Source organism: Burkholderia sp. AU45388, assembly GCF_030481585.1.
In the GTDB taxonomy this organism is placed as follows: Bacteria; Pseudomonadota; Gammaproteobacteria; order Burkholderiales; family Burkholderiaceae; genus Burkholderia; species Burkholderia sola.
This window is the reverse complement of the sequence record NZ_JAUJPV010000010.1, coordinates 170,331-190,232: the sequence shown is the minus strand read 5'-3', so window position 1 is coordinate 190,232 and position 19,902 is coordinate 170,331. Positions and strand designations below refer to the sequence as shown.

The window sequence follows — 19,902 nt, the reverse complement described above, 5'->3', positions numbered from 1 at the left end:
GCCGCCATGTCAGCTTCCTCCCCCGCTTCCCCGCGCGCCGATGGCTCGTTCGCGGCCTGGACCGCCGCGTTCGGCGACTGGGCGCGCACCGACGGCGCCGCGTGGCTCTACCTGTTCAAGGCGCTGCTCGCCGCGTTCATCGCGACCGGCGTGTCGATGCGGCTCGACCTGCCCGCGCCGAAAACGGCGATGACGACCGTGTTCATCGTGATGCAGCCGCAAAGCGGCGCGGTGCTCGCGAAAAGCTTCTACCGGGTCGCCGGCACGATCTTCGGGCTGATCGCGACGCTCACCTTCGTCGGGCTGTTCCCGCAGCAGCCGGAACTGTTCCTGCTGGCGGTCGCGCTGTGGGTTGCCCTGTGCACGGCCGGCGCCGCGCGCAACCGCAACTTCCGCAGCTACGGCTTCCTGCTGGCCGGCTACACGACCGCGCTGATCGGGCTGCCCGCGTCGCAGCACCCGGACGGCGCATTCATGAGCGCGATGACGCGGGTGGCCGAAATCATGGTCGGGATCGTGTCGGCCGGCGTGGTCAGCGCGCTCGTGTTTCCGCAGACCACCGGCGAGCAGATGCGCACGACGGTGCGCAAGCGCTTCGGCAGCTTCGTCGACTACGTCGCAGCGGCGCTGTCGGGCAAGCTCGACCGCGCGCATATCGAAACCATCCATACGCGCTTCGTCGCCGACGTGGTGGGGTTCGAGGCCGCGCGCAGCATGGCCGTGTTCGAGGATCCGGACACGCGGATGCGCAGCGGCCGCCTCGCGCGGCTGAACAGCGAGTTCATGAGCGCGTCGAGCCGCTTCCACGCGCTGCACCAGTTGATGAACCGGCTGCATGCGGCCGGCGCGCAGGCCGCGATCGACGCGATCGAGCCGTACTTCCGCGAGATCGCCCCGCTGCTGCTGACGCCCGCCGGCGAACCGGTGCGCACGTCGGCCGACGCCGGCCACGCGGCCGCGCAACTGCTCGCGTGGCGCGACGCGCTGCCGCGCCGCATCCGCGCGACGCGCGCGGCGCTCGAAACGCAGCCGGACTTTCCGCTGCTCGACTTCGATACGGCCGCCGAACTGCTGTACCGCTTCATCACCGACCTGCACGAGTACGCGGCCACCTACGCGTCGCTGTCGAGCGCGACGCACGAGCGCGAACGCTGGATCGAGCGCTACGAGCCGCGCACGAATGCGACGGCGATGGTGATCGCGGCGATCCGCACGGCGAGCGTGATCCTGCTGCTCGGCTGGTTCTGGATCGAGACCGCGTGGCCGAGCGGCGTGACGATGACGCTGACGGCGGCCGCCACCTGCGCGCTCGCGTCGTCGACGCCGCGTCCGACCGCGATGTCCGCGCAGATGGGCATGGGCACCGCGCTCGCCGTCTGCACGGGCTTCCTGCTCACGTTTGGCATCTATCCGCACATCGACGGCTTCCCGCTGCTGTGCGTCGCGCTCGCGCCGCTGCTCGCGATCGGCATCTTCATGACGCTGAAACCGAAGCTCGCCGGCTACGGGATGGGCTACCTGATCTTCTTCAGCTTCCTCGCCGGCCCGGACAACATCACGCACTACGATCCGACCAGCTTCATGAACGATTCGCTCGCGCTCGTGCTGGCGATGCTGGCGTCGGCGATCGCGTTCGCGGTGCTGTTCCCGCCGACCGCGCCGTGGCTCAAGAGGCGGCTTTTCGCGGACCTGCGCCACCAGGCCGTCGCGGCTGGCCACGCGCGGCTCGCGGGCTTGCGCACGCGCTTCGAAAGCGGCGCGCGCGACCTGATGTACCAGGCGCACACGCTGTCGGCCGACCAGCCGGACGTGCAGCGCGACGCGCTGCGCTGGATGTTCGCGGTGCTCGAAACCGGCAACGCGACGATCGACCTGCGTCACGAGCTCGCGACGCTGCCGTCCGACCCGCGCTATGCGAGCGCGACGCCGTGGCGGCGCGCGATCGGGACGATGCGCACCGCGCTGTCGGCGCTGTTCTCGAAGCCGAGCGCCGCGCGTTTCGACGCGACGCTCGCCGCGACCAATGCGGCGATCGACGCGACCCGGCAAACGCTCGATGCCGTCGAGCCGTCGCGCGACGAGCGCCACCGGCTGCAGCGCATCCTGAGCCACCTGCATTTCGTACGAACCGCGCTGCTCGACCCGGAATCGCCGCTCGAGCCGCTCAACCGCAACCGCCCCGTGCGTCCCCAACCAGGAGCCTCGTCATGATGCCGCGTGAAATCGCCATTCTCGATGCCTACATGCCGACCGTGGTGCTGATGTTCGTCCTCGGCGCGATCGCGACCTGGGCCGTCGACCGCCTGCTCGCGTATACGGGCCTCTACCGTCTCGTCTGGCACCCGTCGCTGTTCCGGGCCTGCCTTCTCGTCTGCATTTGCGGCGGACTCAGTCTCGCCGTTTACCGTTGATTCCGAACCATCATGATGCTCAGAAAACTCTTCGGCTTCATCGCGACCGCCGCCATCCTTCTCGTCGCGATCCTGATCGGGCGCTCGCTGTGGGTGCACTACATGGACGATCCGTGGACGCGCGACGGGCGCGTGCGCGCCGAAATCGTCAACGTCGCGCCGGACGTGTCGGGCGCGATCGTCGAGCTGCCCGTGCATGACAACCAGCTCGTGAAGAAAGGCGACCTGATCATGCAGATCGACCCGTCGCACTACCGGATCGCCGTCGAGCAGGCGCAGGCGGCCGTGGCCGCCCGCCGCGCGGAACTGCAGATGCGCCGCGACGACGCGGCCCGCCGCGCGGATCTCGACGCGCTCGTCGTGTCGAAGGAAAACCGCGAGAACGCCGCGCACAGCGCGTCGAGCGCCGATGCGCAGTACCAGCAGGCGCTCGCCGCGCTCGACGCCGCGAAGCTCAACCTCGAACGCACGCGCGTCGTCGCGCCGGTCGACGGCTACATCACGAACCTGCAGACGTTCAAGGGCAACTACGCGGTGGCCGGCCAGGCGAAGCTGGCGATCGTCGACAGCCACTCGTTCTGGGTCTACGGCTACTTCGAGGAAACCAAGCTGCCGCGCGTGAAGATCGGCGCGCCGGCCGAAATGCGGCTGATGAGCGGCGGCGTGATGAAGGGCCATGTGGAAAGCATCTCGCGCGGCATCTACGATCGCGACAACCCGCAAAGCCGCGACCTCGTCGCGGACGTGAACCCGACCTTCAACTGGGTGCGTCTCGCGCAGCGCGTGCCGGTGCGCATCCGGATCGACGAAGTGCCGGCCGACGTGGTGCTGTCGGCAGGCACGACCTGCACGGTCATCATCGATCCGGACAAGCAGAAGAAGTCGTAAGCGCCGGGGCGCGCCGCGCGCTCAGTGTGCGATGCGGAAACGCCCGACCAGCGCCTTCAGCGCCTGAGCCTGCTCGTCGAGCGCGTTCGCGGCAGCGGCCGCCTGTTCGACGAGCGCCGCGTTCTGCTGGGTGCCGGCATCCATCTGCGTGACCGCGCGGCCGATCTCGTCGATCCCCGCGCTCTGCTCGTCCGACGCCGCCGAAATCTCGCCGATGATGTCGGTCACGCGCTTGACCGCGCGCACCACGTCGCCCATCGTGCGGCCCGCGTCGTGCGCGAGCGCCGCGCCGTTGGCCACGCGCTCGACCGACGCGCCGATCAGTTCCCGAATCTCCTTGGCCGCGGTCGCCGAGCGCTGCGCGAGCAGCCGCACCTCTCCGGCGACCACCGAGAAACCGCGCCCCTGCTCGCCGGCGCGCGCGGCCTCGACCGCCGCGTTCAACGCGAGAATGTTGGTCTGGAAGGCGATCCCTTCGATCGTGCCGATGATGTCGCGGATGTTCTTCGCGCTGTCGTCGATCTCGTTCATCGTCGCGACCACGCGCCCGACGACTTCCCCGCCCGTCTCCGCCACCGCCGACGCATTGGCCGCGAGCGTGCTCGCCTGCCGCGCGTTCTCGGCGTTCTGCCGCACGGTCGACGTGAGCTGCTCCATGCTCGCCGCGGTGCGCTCCAGCGCGACGGCCTGCTGCTCGGTGCGGCGCGACAGGTCGAGGTTGCCGGTCGAGATTTCGCCGGACGCGGCCGCGATGGCCTCGGCGCTCACCGCGATCTCGCCCACCGTGGCCGCAAGCCCCGTCTGCATCTCGGCCAGCGCGTGCACCATGCTGCCGCGGTCGTGGCGGGCGAGCGCGATCGGCCGCGTCAGGTTGCCGCGCGCGATGTCCGAGGCAATCTCCTTCGCGAGCGCGGGCTCGCCGCCGAGCTGCGACGCGAGACGCCGCACGACGCGCTCGGCGATCACGACGGCCAGCACGATCAATGCGGCCGTCATCGCCGCGATCATCGCGAACGACGACGAAAAAATGGTCGCGGATGCATCGAGCGTCGCCTTCGACTTCTCGCCGCGCGTCTTCACGAGTTCGGCGACGAGTTTTTCGAGCTTGCCGGTTTCGACCAGCAGCGACACGTCCTGCGTGCCGACCTGCCAGTTCATCTGCGACAGGTCGAGCGGCTGCGCGCGCACCAGCGTGACGAAATCGCGCAGATGCGTGCTCCACGTGCCGACCGCCGTCGAGAACGCGTGCAGCCGCGCCGAATCGCCGGTATCGGACGGATCCGCATAGCGCTGCAGCGTGCCGAGCGCCTGGCCGATCGACGCGAGCCCCGCGCTCACTTCGGCGCCGAGCTCGTCGCGCTCCTTCGCGGTGGTCGCGGTCAGCAGCATCTTCTGCGCGCGGCTCGCGCGCAGCACCTCGGCCCGCACGTCCGCCGCCGCCCGGCTCGCGACGTGGCCCTGTTCGTAGACCGACGCGATCGACGCGTTCAACCGGCTGATCTGCCACAGCGAAAACACGCCGATCGCGAGCGTGCCGGCCAGCAGGATCGCGAATGCGGCGCGCAACGTCGCCTTGACGGTCCACGGCCGGCGCTCGCGATGCGCCGCGCGCGCACGCCGTACGACACGACCGGCGGCAACACCGGATGCGGCGGCGGCCGCACCGGGCTGTGGATGCAAAGATGCTGCTTTCATCGAACTATCCCCGTATGGATCACGCTGCCGGAAAGGTCGGTCCCGGCGGTCCCGCGATGGCAGGCCATGCCGCACGTCCGGCGCCCGCCCGGCGGGTAGCCGGTGCCAGGCGCGGCGCGCGTGTTGTCATTGGGTCGTTCTACGGCCGCCACCGCCGTTTCTTGAGTCCGGAAAAACACCCACCGGGCCCCGGGCGCGGCCCCGCTGAAAGGGCCGACGCGTCGCCAGCGTTATACCCGTCCAAAAAAGCACGCGACCGATCCGTCCGACGAATGTCTGATTCGCGACAAAACTTGGCCGGACATTCTCGATGCGCCACATTACACTTCTTTGACGCATCAACGAATCAACCACGCGCCGATCCCCAACAGAGCGCGCCAGCCACCTCAACTCGCTCAGCTCACATGGAAACCAGCCTCGACTCCGGCGCCGGTGCCGGCGCAGCCGCCGCCCAGCCGTCCGCACCGCCCGTTGCCCGCACCGTCTACCCGGTGCTCGGCGCGATCAGCTTCTCGCACATGCTCAACGACATGATCCAGTCGTTGATCCTCGCGATCTACCCGATGCTCAAGAGCCAGTTCGCGCTGTCGTTCGCGCAGATCGGCCTGATCACGCTCACCTACCAGATCACCGCGTCGCTGCTGCAGCCGCTCATCGGCCTCTATACCGACAAGCGTCCGAAGCCGTATTCGCTGCCGGTCGGCATGGGCTTCACGCTCGCGGGGCTGCTGTTGATGTCGGCGGCGTCGAATTTCCCGATGCTGCTGGTGGCCGCGGCGCTCGTCGGCTGCGGCTCGTCGGTGTTCCATCCCGAATCGTCGCGGGTCGCGCGGATGGCCTCGGGCGGCCAGCACGGGCTCGCGCAGTCGGTGTTCCAGGTGGGCGGCAACGCAGGCTCCGCGCTCGGGCCGCTGCTCGCCGCGCTCGTGATCATTCCGCACGGCCAGCACAGCATCGCGTGGTTCTCGGCGGCCGCGCTCGTCGCGATGATCGTGCTCACGCAGATCGGCCACTGGTACAAGAAGCATCCGTCGATGAAGAAGAAGGCCGCACCGGCTGGCCACCCGACGCTGTCGCGCGGCCGCGTGATGGGCGCGATCGGCGTGCTGGTGCTGCTCGTGTTCTCGAAGTACTTCTACCTCGCGAGCATCAACAGCTATTTCACGTTCTACCTGATCGACAAGTTCCACCTGTCGGTGCAGGCCGCGCAGATCCATCTGTTCGTGTTCCTCGCGGCGGTGGCGGCCGGCACGCTGATCGGCGGGCCCGTCGGCGACCGGATCGGCCGCAAGTACGTGATCTGGGTGTCGATCCTCGGCGTCGCGCCGTTCACGATGCTGCTGCCGTACGCGAACCTGTTCTGGACGAGCGTGCTGACCGTGATCATCGGCGTGGTGCTGGCGTCGGCGTTCGCCGCGATCCTCGTCTATGCGACGGAGCTGATGCCCGGCAAGGTCGGGATGGTCGCGGGCCTGTTCTTCGGCTTCGCGTTCGGGCTGGGCGGCGTCGGCGCGGCCGTGCTCGGCCAGCTCGCTGACGCGACGAGCATCCCGTTCGTCTACAAGGTGTGCTCGTTCCTGCCGTTGATCGGCGTGCTGACGGTGTTCCTGCCGAACCTCGAAAGCAGCCGGCGCAAGAAGGCGTGACGAACGACCGGCCGCGGCGTGCGCGCCGCGGCCGGTCGAGCGGTTTGAACGGAAAGCGGGAGACGGCGGCTAGGCCGCCGTCGTCGCATGCAGCGTCAGGAAGCGCTTGAGGATGCCGGACGAATAGCTGCTCGCGATCGCCGACAGGAAGTGCGAGAACGACTGCGTCGCGTGATCGTCGGCCGTATCGGAAATCGTGCGCACGAGCGCGAACGGCACGTCGTGTTCGGCGCACACCTGCGCGATCGCCGCGCCTTCCATCTCGACCGCGAGCGCGTCCGGCAGCGCGTCGCGCAGCGCGACGACTTCCTGCTCGCTCGACACGAAGCGGTCGCCGCTGATGACGAGCCCCGCGTGCAGCGCCGCGCCGGCAAGCCCGAAGCGCTCGGCGAACCGCGCGCCCTCTTCCTCGACGAACAGCGCGCACGCGGCCCGCAAGCGGGCCGTCAGCGCCGCGTCGGTCGAAAAACGCGTGATGCCGAGCAGCGGCACCTCGTAGCGCGGAAAGAGCGGCGATGCGTCGAGATCGTGCTGCAGCAGCGTATCGGCGACGACGACGTCGCCGATACGCACCGTGCGCGACACGCCGCCCGCGACGCCGGTGAACACGACACCCGACACGCCGAACACGTGGATCAGCGCGCTGACCGTCGCGGCGGCCGCGACCTTGCCGACCCGCGCGAGCGTGACGACGCAGGCCGCGCCGTGCACGGTGCCGACGTGATAATCGCGACGCCCGAGCGTGACCGTCTTCATCGCGCCGTCGGCGCGCATCGCGGCGATCAGGTCGCCGAGTTCCTCGGGCAGCGCGGCCAGAATGCCGAGCGGACGCGCGGCAGGCGTCACGACCAGGTCGATATCCATCATTCCACCGCCTGCAGTTTCGCGACCGCGAGCGCGAGCCATTTCTCGCCATGGCGCTTGAACTTCACCTGCGCCTTCGCATCGGTGCCGTTGCCTTCGAGCGCGGTGACCGTGCCTTCGCCGAACTTGGTGTGGAACACCTGCTGGCCGACCCGGAAGCCGGTGTCGGCCGCGCGCTGCTTGTCCGCGAACGCGGGCAGCGGCGCGGACACGGCCGCATCGACGATCTGCTCGCGACTGCCGCCGCCCGGCCGCGCGAACCAGTCGCGCCCGTACCCGGCGTTGTCCGACCGCCCGCCCCAGCGCGACCCGGCCTCGACCTTCGGCGTGAGCCACTTCAGCACGTGCTCCGGCAGTTCGTCGAAGAAGCGCGAGCGCACGTTGTAGCGGGTCTGGCCATGCAGCATCCGGCTTTGCGCGAACGACAGGTAGAGCCGCTCCTTCGCGCGGGTGATCGCGACATACATCAGCCGGCGCTCTTCCTCGAGGCCGTCCGATTCGAGCACGCTGTTCTCGTGCGGGAAGAGGCCCTCCTCGAGCCCCGTGATGAACACGGCCGAGAATTCGAGCCCCTTCGCCGCGTGCACGGTCATCAGTTGCACCGCGTCCTGGCCGGCCTGCGCCTGGTTGTCGCCGGCCTCCAGCGACGCGTGCGACAGGAAGCCGGCGAGCGGCGTCATCGCGTCGGGGTTCTGTGCCGGATCGGCGGGCGATGCCGGATCGAGCACGTCGACCGCCGGATCGTCGGTCGCGGCGCCGAGCTCGGGCGCCGCGATCGCGCCCGCGCGCAGCGGAATCGAGCGGGCCGGCGTATCGAGCCCGTAGCCTTCCTCGGCGATGAACGCGGTGGCCGCGTTCACGAGTTCCTGCAGGTTCTCGAGGCGATCCTGGCCTTCGCGCTCGCCCTGGTAGAAATCGGCGAGGCCGCTCGCGCGCACGACGTGCTCGACGGTGTCGGGCAGGTTCATGTGCTGCGTGTCGGCGCGCATCTTCGCGATCAAATTCGCGAACCCGCCGAGGCTCGTGCCGGCCTTGCCGGTCACGTACGGAATCGCGGCGGCCATCGAGCAGCCGTACAGGCGTGCGGCGTCGGCCAACTGCTCGACCGAGCGCGCGCCGATCCCGCGGGTCGGGAAGTTCACGACGCGCGCGAATGCCGTGTCGTCGTTCGGGTTGTCGATCAGGCGCAGGTACGCGAGCGCATGCTTCACTTCCTGCCGCTCGAAAAAGCGCAGGCCGCCGTACACGCGGTACGGAATGCCCGACGACATCAGCGTGTGCTCGATCGAGCGCGACTGCGCGTTGCTGCGGTACAGGACGGCCACTTCGCTGCGCGCCATGCCGGTATTGATCAGCGAGCGGATCTCCTCGACGATCCAGCCGGCTTCCTGCGAATCGGTGCTGGCTTCGTACACGCGCACCGGCTCGCCGTGGCCGGCGTCGGTGCGCAGGTTCTTGCCGAGGCGGTGCGCGTTGTTCGAGATCAGCTGGTTCGCCGCGTCGAGGATGTTGCCGTGCGAACGATAGTTCTGCTCGAGCTTGATCAGGTTGCGCACGCGGAATTCGTCTTCGAAGTCGCGCATGTTGCCGACGTTCGCGCCGCGAAACGCGTAGATCGACTGGTCGTCGTCGCCGACCGCGAAGATCGCGTTCTCGCCGCCCGCGAGCATCTTGAGCCACGCGTACTGCAGCTTGTTGGTGTCCTGGAACTCGTCGACGAGGATGTGCCGGAAGCGCGCCTGGTAGTGCGCGCGCAGCGGCGCGTTGTACGCGAGCAATTCGTAGCAGCGCAGCAGCAGCTCGGGGAAATCGACGACGCCCTCACGCTGGCACTGCTGGTCGTACGCCTGGTACAGCTCGACGAACTTGCGGTTGAAGTTGTCGGTCGCGTCGACCTTGTCCGGGCGCAGCCCTTGCTCCTTCGCGTTGTTGATGAAGTACTGGACGTTCTTCGGCGGGTATTTTTCGTCGTCGACGTTCGCCGCCTTCATCAGCCGCTTGATCGCGGACAGCTGGTCGGCCGTATCGAGGATCTGGAAAGTCTGCGGCAGGCCCGCGTCGCGCCAGTGCGTGCGCAGCATCCGGTTGCACAGGCCGTGGAACGTGCCGATCCACATCCCGCGGGTGTCGATCGGCATCATCGCCGACAGGCGCGCCATCATCTCGCGCGCGGCCTTGTTCGTGAAGGTGACGGCGAGCACGGTGGGGGGCGACGCATAGCCCTGCTGGATCAGCCACGCGATGCGCGTGATCAGCACGCGGGTCTTGCCGCTGCCCGCCCCTGCGAGGATCAGCGCCGGTTCGTTCGGCAACGTGACGGCGGCGAGTTGTTCGGGGTTCAGATTGGCGAGCAGATCGGGCATGGAGCGGCAGCTGACGGGCGAGAAAAATGCGGACCCGACATTATAAGTCGGCCGCGCGATGCCGTTCCCGATCCGTTCGGCCACCCGTCGCCCGCGCGTGGCGGGCACGTTGCGGCCGCGCGCCGACAGGCCCGCACCGGCAAGGCGATGGCTGGCCGATGGGCATCCATTTATAATTGTCGGATTCGGCATCCAATTCACGCATTTTTCGGCAGATTTCCAACATGAGCGACAACACGCTTGCGAAGAGCTTCGAGCCCCATACCATCGAGTCCCAATGGGGGCCGGAGTGGGAAAAACGCGGCTATGCCGCCCCGGCATTCGATCCGGCCCGCCCCGATTTCGCGATCCAGTTGCCGCCGCCGAACGTGACGGGCACGCTGCACATGGGCCACGCGTTCAACCAGACGATCATGGACGGCCTCGCCCGCTATCACCGGATGCTCGGCGAGAACACGCTGTGGGTGCCCGGCACCGACCACGCGGGGATCGCAACCCAGATCGTCGTCGAGCGCCAGCTCGACGCGCAGGGCGTGTCGCGCCACGACCTCGGCCGCGAGAAGTTCGTCGAGCGCGTGTGGGAATGGAAGCAGAAATCCGGTTCGACGATCACGGACCAGGTGCGCCGCCTCGGCGCATCGACCGACTGGTCGCGCGAATACTTCACGATGGACGACAAGATGTCGGCCGCCGTGCGCGACGTGTTCGTCACGCTGTATGAACAGGGCCTGATCTACCGCGGCAAGCGTCTGGTCAACTGGGATCCGGTGCTGCTCACCGCCGTGTCGGACCTGGAAGTCGTCAGCGAAGAGGAAAACGGCCATCTGTGGCACATCCGCTACCCGCTCGTCGACGGCTCGGGCTCGCTGACGGTCGCCACCACGCGTCCCGAAACGATGCTCGGCGACGTCGCGCTGATGGTCCATCCGGAAGACGAACGCTACGCGCACCTGATCGGCAAGCGGGTGACGCTGCCGCTGACGGGCCGCGAGATTCCGGTGATCGCCGACGACTACGTCGACCGCGAGTTCGGCACGGGCGTCGTGAAGGTCACGCCCGCGCACGACTTCAACGACTACCAGGTCGGCCTGCGCCACAAGCTCGCGCCGATCGAGATCCTGACGCTCGACGCGAAGATCAACGACAACGGCCCCGAGCAGTATCGCGGCCTCGACCGCTTCGACGCGCGCAAGGCGATCGTCGCCGACCTCGACGCGCAAGGCTTCCTCGACTCGGTGAAACCGCACAAGCTGATGGTGCCGCGCGGCGACCGCACGGGCGTCGTGATCGAGCCGCTGCTGACCGACCAGTGGTTCGTCGCAATGACGAAGCCGGCGCCGGAAGGCACGTTCCATCCGGGCAAGTCGATTACCGAGGTATCGCTCGACGTCGTGCGCGACGGCCAGATCAAGTTCGTCCCGGAAAACTGGACGACCACCTACTACCAGTGGCTCGAGAACATCCAGGACTGGTGCATCTCGCGCCAGCTGTGGTGGGGCCACCAGATTCCCGCGTGGTACGGCGAGAACGGCGAGGTGTTCGTCGCGCGCAACGAGGAAGACGCGCGCGCGCAGGCCGCGGCCAAGGGTTACACGGGCGCGCTCAAGCGCGACGAAGACGTGCTCGACACGTGGTTCTCGTCGGCGCTCGTGCCGTTCTCGTCGCTCGGCTGGCCGAACGAAACGCCCGAACTGAAGCACTTCCTGCCGTCGTCGGTGCTCGTCACCGGCTTCGACATCATCTTCTTCTGGGTCGCCCGGATGGTGATGATGACCACGCACTTCACCGGCAAGGTGCCGTTCCAGACCGTCTACATGCACGGCCTCGTGCGCGACGCGGAAGGCCAGAAGATGTCGAAGAGCAAGGGCAACACGCTCGACCCGATCGACATCGTCGACGGCATCGACCTCGAGGCGCTGGTCGCGAAGCGCACGACGGGCCTGATGAACCCGAAGCAGGCCGCGACGATCGAGAAGAAGACGCGCAAGGAATTCCCGGACGGCATCCCCGCGTTCGGCACCGACGCGCTGCGCTTCACGATGGCGTCGATGGCGACGCTCGGCCGCAACGTGAACTTCGACCTCGCGCGCTGCGAAGGCTACCGCAACTTCTGCAACAAGCTGTGGAACGCGACGCGCTTCGTGCTGATGAACTGCGAAGGGCATGACTGCGGCGCCGACAAGCCGGAAGTGTGCGACGCGGGCGACTGCGGCCCCGGCGGCTACCTCGATTTCTCGGCGGCCGACCGCTGGATCGTGTCGCTCTTGCAGCGCACCGAAGCCGACATCGCGAAGGGTTTCGCCGATTACCGCTTCGACAACATCGCGAGCAGCATCTACAAGTTCGTGTGGGACGAGTACTGCGACTGGTATCTCGAACTCGCGAAGGTGCAGATCCAGAACGGCACGCCGGAACAGCAGCGCGCGACGCGCCGCACGCTGCTGCGCGTGCTGGAAACGGTGCTGCGCCTCGCGCACCCGGTCATCCCGTTCATCACCGAAGCGCTCTGGCAGAAGGTCGCGCCGCTCGCCGGCCGCTATCCGCAGGGCAACGCCGAGGGCGAAGCGTCGCTGATGACGCAGGCGTATCCGGTCGCGAACCTGCAGAAGCTCGACGAGGCGTCCGAACAGTGGGTGGCCGACCTGAAGGCGATCGTCGACGCGTGCCGCAACCTGCGCGGCGAGATGAACCTGTCGCCGGCCACCAAGGTGCCGCTGCTGGCGGCCGGCGACGCCGAGCGCCTGCGCTCGTTCGCGCCGTACGTCCAGGCGCTCGCGCGCCTGTCGGAAGTGCAGATCCTCGCGGACGAGGCGGCGCTGGACAAGGAGGCACACGGCGCGCCGATCGCGATCGTCGGCCCGAACAAGCTGGTGCTGAAGGTGGAAATCGACGTGGCGGCCGAACGCGAGCGCCTGTCGAAGGAAATCGCCCGCCTGACGGGCGAGATCGCGAAGTGCAACGCGAAGCTCGGCAACGAGGCATTCGTCGCGAAAGCGCCGCCGGCCGTGGTCGAGCAGGAGCAGAAACGCGTCGCGGAATTCCAGGGCACGCTCGACAAACTGCGCGCGCAGCTCGATCGGTTGCCTGCGTAACAAACGGTAAGGTCGTTTGCGTTCACTATAATCGGAACGTGAACATAGTCCGTCTGACAAGTCGATTACAGGAATAAAGGTTCGATCATGTTGAAAGTCACCAAGGCGGTATTCCCCGTGGCCGGCCTCGGCACGCGGTTCCTGCCGGCAACGAAGGCGAGCCCGAAGGAAATGCTGCCCGTCGTCGACAAGCCGCTGATCCAGTACGCGGTCGAGGAAGCGATCGCCGCGGGCATCACCGAAATGATCTTCGTGACCGGGCGCAGCAAGCGCGCGATCGAGGACCACTTCGACAAGTCGTACGAGGTCGAGGCCGAACTCGAGGCACGCGGCAAGGAAAAGCTGCTCGAACTCGTGCGCAGCATCAAGCCGAGCCATGTCGACTGCTTCTACGTGCGCCAGCCGGAAGCGCTCGGCCTCGGCCACGCGGTGCTATGCGCGGAAAAGCTGGTCGCCGACAACCCGTTCGCGGTGATCCTCGCGGACGACCTGCTCGACGGCAACCCGCCGGTGATGAAGCAGATGGTCGACGTGTTCGACCACTATCACAGCTCGGTGATCGGCGTCGAAGAAATCCCGCCGTCGGAGACGAAGTCGTACGGGATTGTCGACGGCAAGGAATGGGAAGAGTCGATCGTCAAGATGTCGGCGATCGTCGAGAAGCCGGCGCCGGAAGTCGCACCGTCGAACCTCGGCGTGGTCGGCCGCTACATCCTGAAGCCGCGGATCTTCGAGCATCTGCGCGCGCTGAAACCGGGCGCGGGCGGCGAACTGCAGCTCACCGACGCGATCCAGGCGCTGCTCGCCGACGAACAGGTGCTGGCCTACAAGTATCAGGGCACGCGCTACGACTGCGGCAGCAAGCTCGGCTACCTGAAGGCGACGGTCGAATTCGCGCTGCGCCACCCGGAAGTCGGTGCGGAGTTCGAAACGTACCTGCGCACGCGCGACGGCGGACAAACCACCGTCTGAACGCGGCAAGGGCCCGCCCCGGCGGGCCCGCCCTCACCTCGCGGCCACCGCTTCAGCGCGCGTCGGCCGGCTTCACCGAGACGACGCCCGGCATGCCGCCCGCGTCGTCTTTTTTCGTCTTGACGAGCCAGCCGCTGCCGTCGCCGAACGGCACCTTCGCCAGCGCGCTCTTCACGAGCGCCGGCGCGGCCTGCTGCGTGCCCGGATCGCGGTCGCGCAGCGATGCGGACACGCGATAGACGTCGGCGCCCGATTTCGCATCGACGAAGCGCAGCGTCAGCACGTGGCGGTACACGCGGCCCATGAACGGCAGCGCGAGCGGCGCGGGCCCGTCGACCGTCACGCATGCGCTGCTCGCCGCGCCGCACTGCTCGGCGCTCGCCGCGACCGCCGCCGGCTGCGTCGCATACGCGATCGACAAGCGGTAGCGCGCGTCCTTGAGCGGCTGCGCATCGAAGCCGCGGCGCGCGAGTTCGTCGCGCACGAGCGTCTCGATCCGCCGGTACTCGGCGTCGCCCGCCTGCGCGGCCGTCCGCACGAAATCGTAGCCGTGCGCCCCCGATGCAAATGCATTCGGCTGCCCGACCGCACTCACGCCGCTCGTCACGCCGGCGCAACCCGTCAACAGCGACGCCGCCAGCGCGGTCGCCGCCCATTGCTTTCTCATGGCTTTCCCCAAATACCTGCCGTCGTGCCCGGCCCTGTCAGGCGGACGGCTCGTCGATCGCGGGCAGCGACACCGTCACCGCGGTGCCGACACCCACTTCGCTGTCGACCGACACGCTGCCCCCATGGCGCGTGACGACCGTCTTCACGAACGCCATGCCGAGCCCGGAACCCGGGATGTCGGGCCGCTCGCCGGCATGGAATCGCTTGAAACGCTCGAACAGATGCCGCTGATCTTCCGGCGCAATGCCGTACCCCTGATCGCGAATCGTACAGAACATCCGCTTCGATGCGTGCTCGACCGTCAGCGTACACGTGATCACCGTGTCGGACGGACTGTATTTGACCGCGTTGTTCAGCAGGTTCACGAAGGCACGCGTGATCAGCGAGCGGTCCGCGCGCACCCAGCACATGTCGCCGCCCACGTCGGTCTCGACGCGGATGTGCTTCGCCTGCGCCTGCGGCCACACCTCGTCGCTCGCATCGATCAGCACGTCGACGAGGCTCGTCGCCTCGAGCTGGTACGCCTGCGACTCGGCGCGCGCCAGTTGCACGAACTCGTCGGCGAGCGACAGCGCGCGGTGCGCATAGCGCTCGATCCGCGCGAGCAGCCCGCGCATCGCGTCGCTCTCGACGCGGTCGCGCTCGATCTCGACCAGCGCGAGAATCGACGACTGCGGCGAACGCATGTCGTGCGACAGCAGGTGCAGCGCTTCCTCGCGCTGCCGCTCGGCCGCGTGCAGTTCGGTCACGTCGACGAGGCCGGCGATCCAGCCGGTCACGCGGCCCTGCGCGTTCGTGCACGCCGCGTAGCGTAGCAGGTGGTCGAGCCCGTCGCGATCGCGCACCTCGATGCCGCGCGCCATCGCGTCGTGCTCGGCCCCGAGCGTCGGGTCGAGCGCGGCCGGCCAGTGCTCGCGGATCGTCACGTCGTGCTCGGCGTTGCCGTCGACGGTCTTCATGAACGTCAATTCGCCGAGCGCGGCGCGCAGCGGCCGCCCTTCCGGCAGCGGCAGCGCGAGCCGCGAGCCGTAGCGTTTCGCCGCGTGGTTCGCGATCAGCACGGTGCCGTCGAGGTCGGTCACGAAGATCGGCTCGGGCATGCTGTCGAGGCTGTCCCACACGAAGCGCTTCATGTCCTGCACGCGCTGCGCGGCCTGCGCCATCAGCGCCATCTGCCGCTCCAGCACGTCGCCGCCGACGTCGCGCGTGCGCGGCGCCTCGGGCAGCAGGTGCGGCTCGTCCGCGAGCTTCTGCAGCTCGCGGCGCAGGTACGACATCGTCATTTCCAGCCGCCGCCAGTTCCAGATCGGATAGACGGCGATCAGCCCGAAGATCGCGGGCGCCGGCGTCAGCCAGATGCGCGCCTCGAACAGCAGCGCCAGGCTCCCAACGACGGAGAGCGCGGCGAGGCTCAGCGTCAGCAGCAGCGCGCGCCACGGCGACAGCATCAGGAAGCCGCCCAGCAACACGGCGAGCGGCAGCAGCGACGCGACGAACAGCCCCAGCGGCGACGCGGGCGAGATCGCGCTGCCGGTCGCCAGCATGTCGAGCACGTTCGCATGGATGTACACGCCGGCGAGCGGGCCGAACTCGCCGGACACCGGCGTCGCGAAGCGATCGTACAGCCCGGACGCCGTCACGCCGACGACGACGACCTTGCCGCGCAGTGCGTCGGGCTTCACGCGCCCTTCGAGCACGTCGTCGAACGACAGCGTCGGATACGCGGGCGTGTTGCGGCTGAACGGGATCAGATAGCGGCCCTCGCCCGTCGCATCGCGCGACAGGTCGTGCGCGTTCGCGCCGGGCACGCCGCCGACCGGGTGCAGCCGGCCGGCCTGGATCGCGCGATAGACGGGCACCATCAACTGCGGCCAGCGCACGCGGCCGTCGCTTTCGAACAGCGCGACGCTGCGCACGATGCCGTCGCGATCGACTTCGAGATTGATATGGCCGAGCCCCGTCGCCTGCGCCGCGAGCGCCGCGACCGGCGGATCGACGGATCGCGTGCCGTCCGCCTGCTCGGGGCTCAGCAGCACCGGCAGGAAGGTCGGCACGCGACTCATCGCGTCCGCGAACGCGCGATCCTCCGGCGACGGTTCGGTAAACAGCACGTCGTAGACGACGGCGGCCGGCTGCGCGCGCGCGAGCGTGTCGAGCAGCCGTGCGTGCACGTCGCGCGACCACGGCCAGCGGCCGAGCGCGGATACGCTCTGGTTGTCGATGTCGACGACGACCACGTCGGGTGACAGCGGCAGGCTGCGCAGCATCAGCAGCCGGTCGTAGATCAACCCGTCGACGCTCGACGACAGACGGCCGAGCGCGCACGCGAGGATCACCGCGACCCCCAGGCAGCCGATCGCGATCCATTCGATCAGGAAGCGGCGGCCGAGGTGCCGCCGTGTGGAAACGGAATCGGGTTTCATGCGCCGCGGGTCAGCGCGACAACGTGAACGCGTTGACCGGACTGGTCTTCTCGTAGAACTTGCCGCCTTCGAATTCCTCGACGGTCACGGCCCAGAAATAGTCGCCCGGCGGCAGGTGCGCGACGGTGATCTGGCGCGCGTGCAGGCCGACCTGGTCGACGACCGGCGCGCTCAAGTCCTTCGAACGCGACAGCACGAACCGGTAACGCGCGTTCTGGCCCGCCCCGTTCGGCGCCCAGCGGAACTCGTAACCGCCCGCGCCCTGCGACGCGCTCGCGTCGAGCCCCATCACGCGGCGCTCGAACGCATAGGTGCGCGGCAGCCCCTCGAGGCCGTTCGCATCGATCGCGGCGATCCGCACGAAGTAGTTGCCGTTCGGCACGTCGTGGAACACCGCGCGCGGCGAATCGGTACGCGTTTCGCGGAACAGGTCGAGCAGCCCCGCGTCGTGCGCGAGTTGCACGCGATACCCATGCGCCTGCGCGAGCGGCGCGACGTCGAATGCGACGTCGGGCTCGTCCTGCACCTTGTCCGGATGCGCGAGCGCGGGGGCGCCCAGCAGCTCGACCGGCGCGCCGACCGCGCCCGACGACGTCGCGACGCTGCCGAAGTTCGCATGCACGAGCGTCGCGCCGGCCGGCTGCCGGCCGCCCGCGACGCCGACGGTGCCGTCGAGCACTTCGACGCGCGTCGCCGCCGTGCCGGCCGCGTCGTAGTTCACGCGAAAGCGCGTGCCGCGCACGCCGGCCACGACCGACGGCGAGCGGATCTGAAAGCGGTCGTCGCGTTTCTTCAGGTGGGTGACTTCGCTTTCGACCGAACCGCGCGTGAGTTCGAACTCGCGATCGAGCGTGCCGGTCAGCACCGTGCGGCGCAACGACTTCAGGTCGAGCTGGCTGTCGGGCGGCAGGCTCATGTGCGTGCCGTCGGCCAGCTCGATCGTCACGAAGCCGTTCGGGCCCGTGCGCACGCGGTCGCCTTCGGCGAGCGTCGCATCGTTCGCGAGCGGCGCGAACGCGGCGCCGGACGCGCGCTCGGCCGTGCCCTGCACCGCGACCACGCGCGCGGTGAGCTTTTCCTTGCGCAGCCGCGCGACCGGCAGCTTCAGCGCGATGCCGGGCTGCAGGTGCTTCGGCGCCGGCACGCCGTTGATCTGCTGGAGCAGTTGCCAGTCGTCCGCGCCCTGCAGGTAGCGCGCGGCGACGTCGTACAGCGTGTCGCCCGCCTGCGTGCGATACACGACCGTCTTGCCCGCGGCGGCGGGCGGCTGCGCCGCGGCCTGCTGCGCGGCGAACGCGAACGCGACCGCACAGGCCGCGCGCAACGCCGCCGTGCACAGGCCCGCCGTGCGCCGCGTGATGCGCGCGGTCACTCCGGTTCCCCCTGGCCGACCCGTTCGAGCCGGTAGCCGTATCCGTAGATCGGCGCGAGACGGTAGCCGTTTTCGGGCCGCAGGCCGAGCTTGGTGCGCAGCATCGAGATGTGCGTATCCATCGTGCGCGACGGAATGTCGGTCGCCTGCTTCCACACGAGGTCGAGAATGTGCGCGCGCGACAGCGGGCGGTCGAGATGCTGGAACAGCAGCAGCGCGAGCTCGAATTCCTTTTGCGTGAGGCTCACGGCCTTGTCGCCGACGTACGCCTGCTTCAGGTTCACGTCGAAACGGAACTGATCGAATTCGCGGACGGTGGCCTCGGCATTGACCGGATACGCGCGGCGCAGCAGTGAACCGATACGTGCGCGCAGGATCGGGCCCGACACGGGCTTGACCACGTAATCGTCGGCGCCGGCGTTGAGGATCTGCGTGATCCCGGCCTCGTCGTCGCGGCTCGTCATGAAGATGATCGGCAGGCTGTGCTCGGTCTGGTTCGCCCGCACCCACTTGAGCACTTCCTCGCCGGACATGTCGGGCACGTTCCAGTCGAGCACCAGCAGGTCGAACGTCTCGCGCTGCAGGCGCTTCTTCAGGGCCTTGCCTTCCTTGAACGCGTAGCACGTATGGCCCACGGCCGTCAGCGTTTGACTGACGAAATCCGTCTGGGCCGGATCGTCATCCAGTACAGCAATTCTCATAGCACCCCGCAAATCGAAGTCGATTCGTCCATTCGGCTCCCCGCCTGCCTCGGCCGCGCAACCTGCGCGCGGCGGCCGGATACCGGCCGGCGAGCCATCGTTCGCCGCTCGCGCTAACCTGCGCAAGCCGGCGACCCGGCTAAATATCTCAAAAACGGGGCACGGACGAACCGGCGATTTCATCATAGTAGTATGAAATTCGCCAAGAAATTGCGCGGACTATCGCCCTTTCTTCGAATAATCCTTTCTCTTGCGCAATCGGACGCCTATTCGGCGCCCGCGATGCCGGCCACCGGCTCGGCGAAATCATCCGTCGGCATGCGTGGCGACGGCCGCTGCGGCAGCGGCGGTTGCGCCAGCATCCGCTGCAGTTGGTCGCGCACGCGCTCCCACGCGCCGGCCGCGTAGTCGGGCTGGCCCGCCGCCCATGCCTGCGCCAGATCGAACACGCGTTCGATCGTCGCACCGCAGTAGGTCGGGCCCGAGCCGTCGTCCCGCGCGGCGTCGCGCAGCCGTTCGTCCAGCCATTCGGCCAGCCACGGCATCTCGGCCGCGGCCGAATCCGCATAGGCCTCCAGCGCGGCACGCGCGTGGCGGTCCCGCTGCGGATCGAGCTCGATCCGGCTCAATTCCGAGGTGCGCACGGGCGCAATGCTTGCCGCTCCGGACGGACTTCGAAGGGTCCCTGGTCTGAAGGACATGTCCTCTCCCCGTTGTACGACGGTAGCGTCAGGCATGGCCCCCGAGCCCGCCGTGCGACGTACCGTGGCCGGCGCCTCCGCTGGGAGCGGACGACCGGCCGGGTC

14 protein-coding genes are annotated in these 19,902 nt (G+C 68.4%); 6 read left to right on the top strand and 8 right to left on the bottom strand.

Annotation, left to right across the window (positions count from 1 at the left end; translation table 11 throughout):
• The first annotated feature begins 6 nt into the window (after nucleotides 1-6).
• Genes QZM72_RS18400 through QZM72_RS18390 form a run of 3 tightly spaced genes read left to right on the top strand, consistent with a single transcriptional unit; the run spans nucleotide 7 to nucleotide 3,299 of the window.
• The gene (locus tag QZM72_RS18400) at nucleotides 7-2,211 is read left to right on the top strand and encodes an FUSC family protein (protein WP_301738899.1); all 2,205 of its coding nucleotides are present in this window, start codon (nucleotides 7-9) and stop codon (nucleotides 2,209-2,211) included.
• Nucleotides 2,208-2,411, top strand: a complete 204-nt coding sequence (locus tag QZM72_RS18395; protein WP_006476212.1) for a DUF1656 domain-containing protein — start codon at nucleotides 2,208-2,210, stop codon at nucleotides 2,409-2,411. The genes QZM72_RS18400 and QZM72_RS18395 overlap by 4 nt, the downstream gene beginning before the upstream one ends.
• A gap of 12 nt (nucleotides 2,412-2,423) precedes the next feature.
• Nucleotides 2,424-3,299 (top strand): HlyD family secretion protein, encoded by an 876-nt coding sequence (locus QZM72_RS18390; RefSeq protein ID WP_301738898.1) that lies wholly within the window; start codon nucleotides 2,424-2,426, stop codon nucleotides 3,297-3,299.
• Between the two features lie 21 nt (nucleotides 3,300-3,320).
• On the opposite strand, the gene QZM72_RS18385 is transcribed toward QZM72_RS18390, so the two are convergent.
• On the bottom strand, nucleotides 3,321-4,994 hold the full coding sequence (locus QZM72_RS18385) for a methyl-accepting chemotaxis protein (protein WP_301738897.1): 1,674 nt from the start codon (nucleotides 4,992-4,994) through the stop codon (nucleotides 3,321-3,323).
• A gap of 404 nt (nucleotides 4,995-5,398) precedes the next feature.
• Between QZM72_RS18385 and QZM72_RS18380 the strand changes: the two genes are divergently transcribed.
• On the top strand, nucleotides 5,399-6,640 hold the full coding sequence (locus tag QZM72_RS18380) for an MFS transporter (protein ID WP_301738896.1): 1,242 nt from the start codon (nucleotides 5,399-5,401) through the stop codon (nucleotides 6,638-6,640).
• 69 nt (nucleotides 6,641-6,709) lie between these two features.
• On the opposite strand, the gene QZM72_RS18375 is transcribed toward QZM72_RS18380, so the two are convergent.
• Together QZM72_RS18375 and QZM72_RS18370 are read right to left on the bottom strand one after the other, a co-directional pair.
• Nucleotides 6,710-7,507: a 5'-methylthioadenosine/adenosylhomocysteine nucleosidase gene (locus QZM72_RS18375; protein WP_301738895.1), complete on the bottom strand. Its 798-nt coding sequence runs from the start codon at nucleotides 7,505-7,507 to the stop codon at nucleotides 6,710-6,712.
• The gene (locus QZM72_RS18370; protein WP_301738893.1) at nucleotides 7,504-9,867 is read right to left on the bottom strand and encodes a UvrD-helicase domain-containing protein; all 2,364 of its coding nucleotides are present in this window, start codon (nucleotides 9,865-9,867) and stop codon (nucleotides 7,504-7,506) included. Before QZM72_RS18370 ends, QZM72_RS18375 begins: the two co-directional genes overlap by 4 nt.
• Before the next feature lie 224 nt (nucleotides 9,868-10,091).
• Between QZM72_RS18370 and QZM72_RS18365 the strand changes: the two genes are divergently transcribed.
• A complete protein-coding gene (locus QZM72_RS18365) occupies nucleotides 10,092-12,959 on the top strand; it encodes a valine--tRNA ligase (RefSeq protein ID WP_089467255.1) in 2,868 nt (955 codons plus the stop codon).
• Nucleotides 12,960-13,046: 87 nt separating this feature from the next.
• The gene (gene galU / locus QZM72_RS18360; RefSeq protein WP_089467254.1) at nucleotides 13,047-13,931 is read left to right on the top strand and encodes a UTP--glucose-1-phosphate uridylyltransferase GalU; all 885 of its coding nucleotides are present in this window, start codon (nucleotides 13,047-13,049) and stop codon (nucleotides 13,929-13,931) included.
• A 52-nt stretch (nucleotides 13,932-13,983) separates the two neighbouring features.
• On the opposite strand, the gene QZM72_RS18355 is transcribed toward galU, so the two are convergent.
• From QZM72_RS18355 to QZM72_RS18335, 5 genes are all read right to left on the bottom strand, one after another.
• On the bottom strand, nucleotides 13,984-14,598 hold the full coding sequence (locus QZM72_RS18355; RefSeq protein ID WP_089467253.1) for a DUF4136 domain-containing protein: 615 nt from the start codon (nucleotides 14,596-14,598) through the stop codon (nucleotides 13,984-13,986).
• Nucleotides 14,599-14,635: 37 nt separating this feature from the next.
• On the bottom strand, nucleotides 14,636-17,023 hold the full coding sequence (locus QZM72_RS18350) for a CHASE2 domain-containing protein (protein WP_301738891.1): 2,388 nt from the start codon (nucleotides 17,021-17,023) through the stop codon (nucleotides 14,636-14,638).
• Nucleotides 17,024-17,033: 10 nt separating this feature from the next.
• Nucleotides 17,034-18,395 carry a FecR domain-containing protein gene (locus tag QZM72_RS18345; protein WP_301738889.1) on the bottom strand — a complete coding sequence of 454 codons (1,362 nt, stop codon included), beginning with the start codon at nucleotides 18,393-18,395 and terminating at the stop codon, nucleotides 17,034-17,036.
• Nucleotides 18,392-19,096: a response regulator transcription factor gene (locus tag QZM72_RS18340; RefSeq protein ID WP_006490421.1), complete on the bottom strand. Its 705-nt coding sequence runs from the start codon at nucleotides 19,094-19,096 to the stop codon at nucleotides 18,392-18,394. The genes QZM72_RS18345 and QZM72_RS18340 overlap by 4 nt, the downstream gene beginning before the upstream one ends.
• Nucleotides 19,097-19,362: 266 nt before the next feature.
• The gene (locus QZM72_RS18335; RefSeq protein WP_301738888.1) at nucleotides 19,363-19,797 is read right to left on the bottom strand and encodes a peptidase; all 435 of its coding nucleotides are present in this window, start codon (nucleotides 19,795-19,797) and stop codon (nucleotides 19,363-19,365) included.
• Between the last annotated feature and the right edge of the window lie 105 nt (nucleotides 19,798-19,902).

What these genes read in the sequence shown, in the direction of transcription:
- QZM72_RS18400 (WP_301738899.1), top strand. Translation starts at nt 7, where the DNA reads ATGTCAGCTTCCTCCCCCGCTTCCCCGCGCGCCGATGGCTCGTTCGCG.
- QZM72_RS18395 (WP_006476212.1), top strand. Translation starts at nt 2,208, where the DNA reads ATGATGCCGCGTGAAATCGCCATTCTCGATGCCTACATGCCGACCGTG.
- QZM72_RS18390 (WP_301738898.1), top strand. Translation starts at nt 2,424, where the DNA reads ATGATGCTCAGAAAACTCTTCGGCTTCATCGCGACCGCCGCCATCCTT.
- QZM72_RS18385 (WP_301738897.1), bottom strand. Translation starts at nt 4,994, where the DNA reads ATGAAAGCAGCATCTTTGCATCCACAGCCCGGTGCGGCCGCCGCCGCA.
- QZM72_RS18380 (WP_301738896.1), top strand. Translation starts at nt 5,399, where the DNA reads ATGGAAACCAGCCTCGACTCCGGCGCCGGTGCCGGCGCAGCCGCCGCC.
- QZM72_RS18375 (WP_301738895.1), bottom strand. Translation starts at nt 7,507, where the DNA reads ATGATGGATATCGACCTGGTCGTGACGCCTGCCGCGCGTCCGCTCGGC.
- QZM72_RS18370 (WP_301738893.1), bottom strand. Translation starts at nt 9,867, where the DNA reads ATGCCCGATCTGCTCGCCAATCTGAACCCCGAACAACTCGCCGCCGTC.
- QZM72_RS18365 (WP_089467255.1), top strand. Translation starts at nt 10,092, where the DNA reads ATGAGCGACAACACGCTTGCGAAGAGCTTCGAGCCCCATACCATCGAG.
- galU (WP_089467254.1), top strand. Translation starts at nt 13,047, where the DNA reads ATGTTGAAAGTCACCAAGGCGGTATTCCCCGTGGCCGGCCTCGGCACG.
- QZM72_RS18355 (WP_089467253.1), bottom strand. Translation starts at nt 14,598, where the DNA reads ATGAGAAAGCAATGGGCGGCGACCGCGCTGGCGGCGTCGCTGTTGACG.
- QZM72_RS18350 (WP_301738891.1), bottom strand. Translation starts at nt 17,023, where the DNA reads ATGAAACCCGATTCCGTTTCCACACGGCGGCACCTCGGCCGCCGCTTC.
- QZM72_RS18340 (WP_006490421.1), bottom strand. Translation starts at nt 19,096, where the DNA reads ATGAGAATTGCTGTACTGGATGACGATCCGGCCCAGACGGATTTCGTC.
- QZM72_RS18335 (WP_301738888.1), bottom strand. Translation starts at nt 19,797, where the DNA reads ATGTCCTTCAGACCAGGGACCCTTCGAAGTCCGTCCGGAGCGGCAAGC.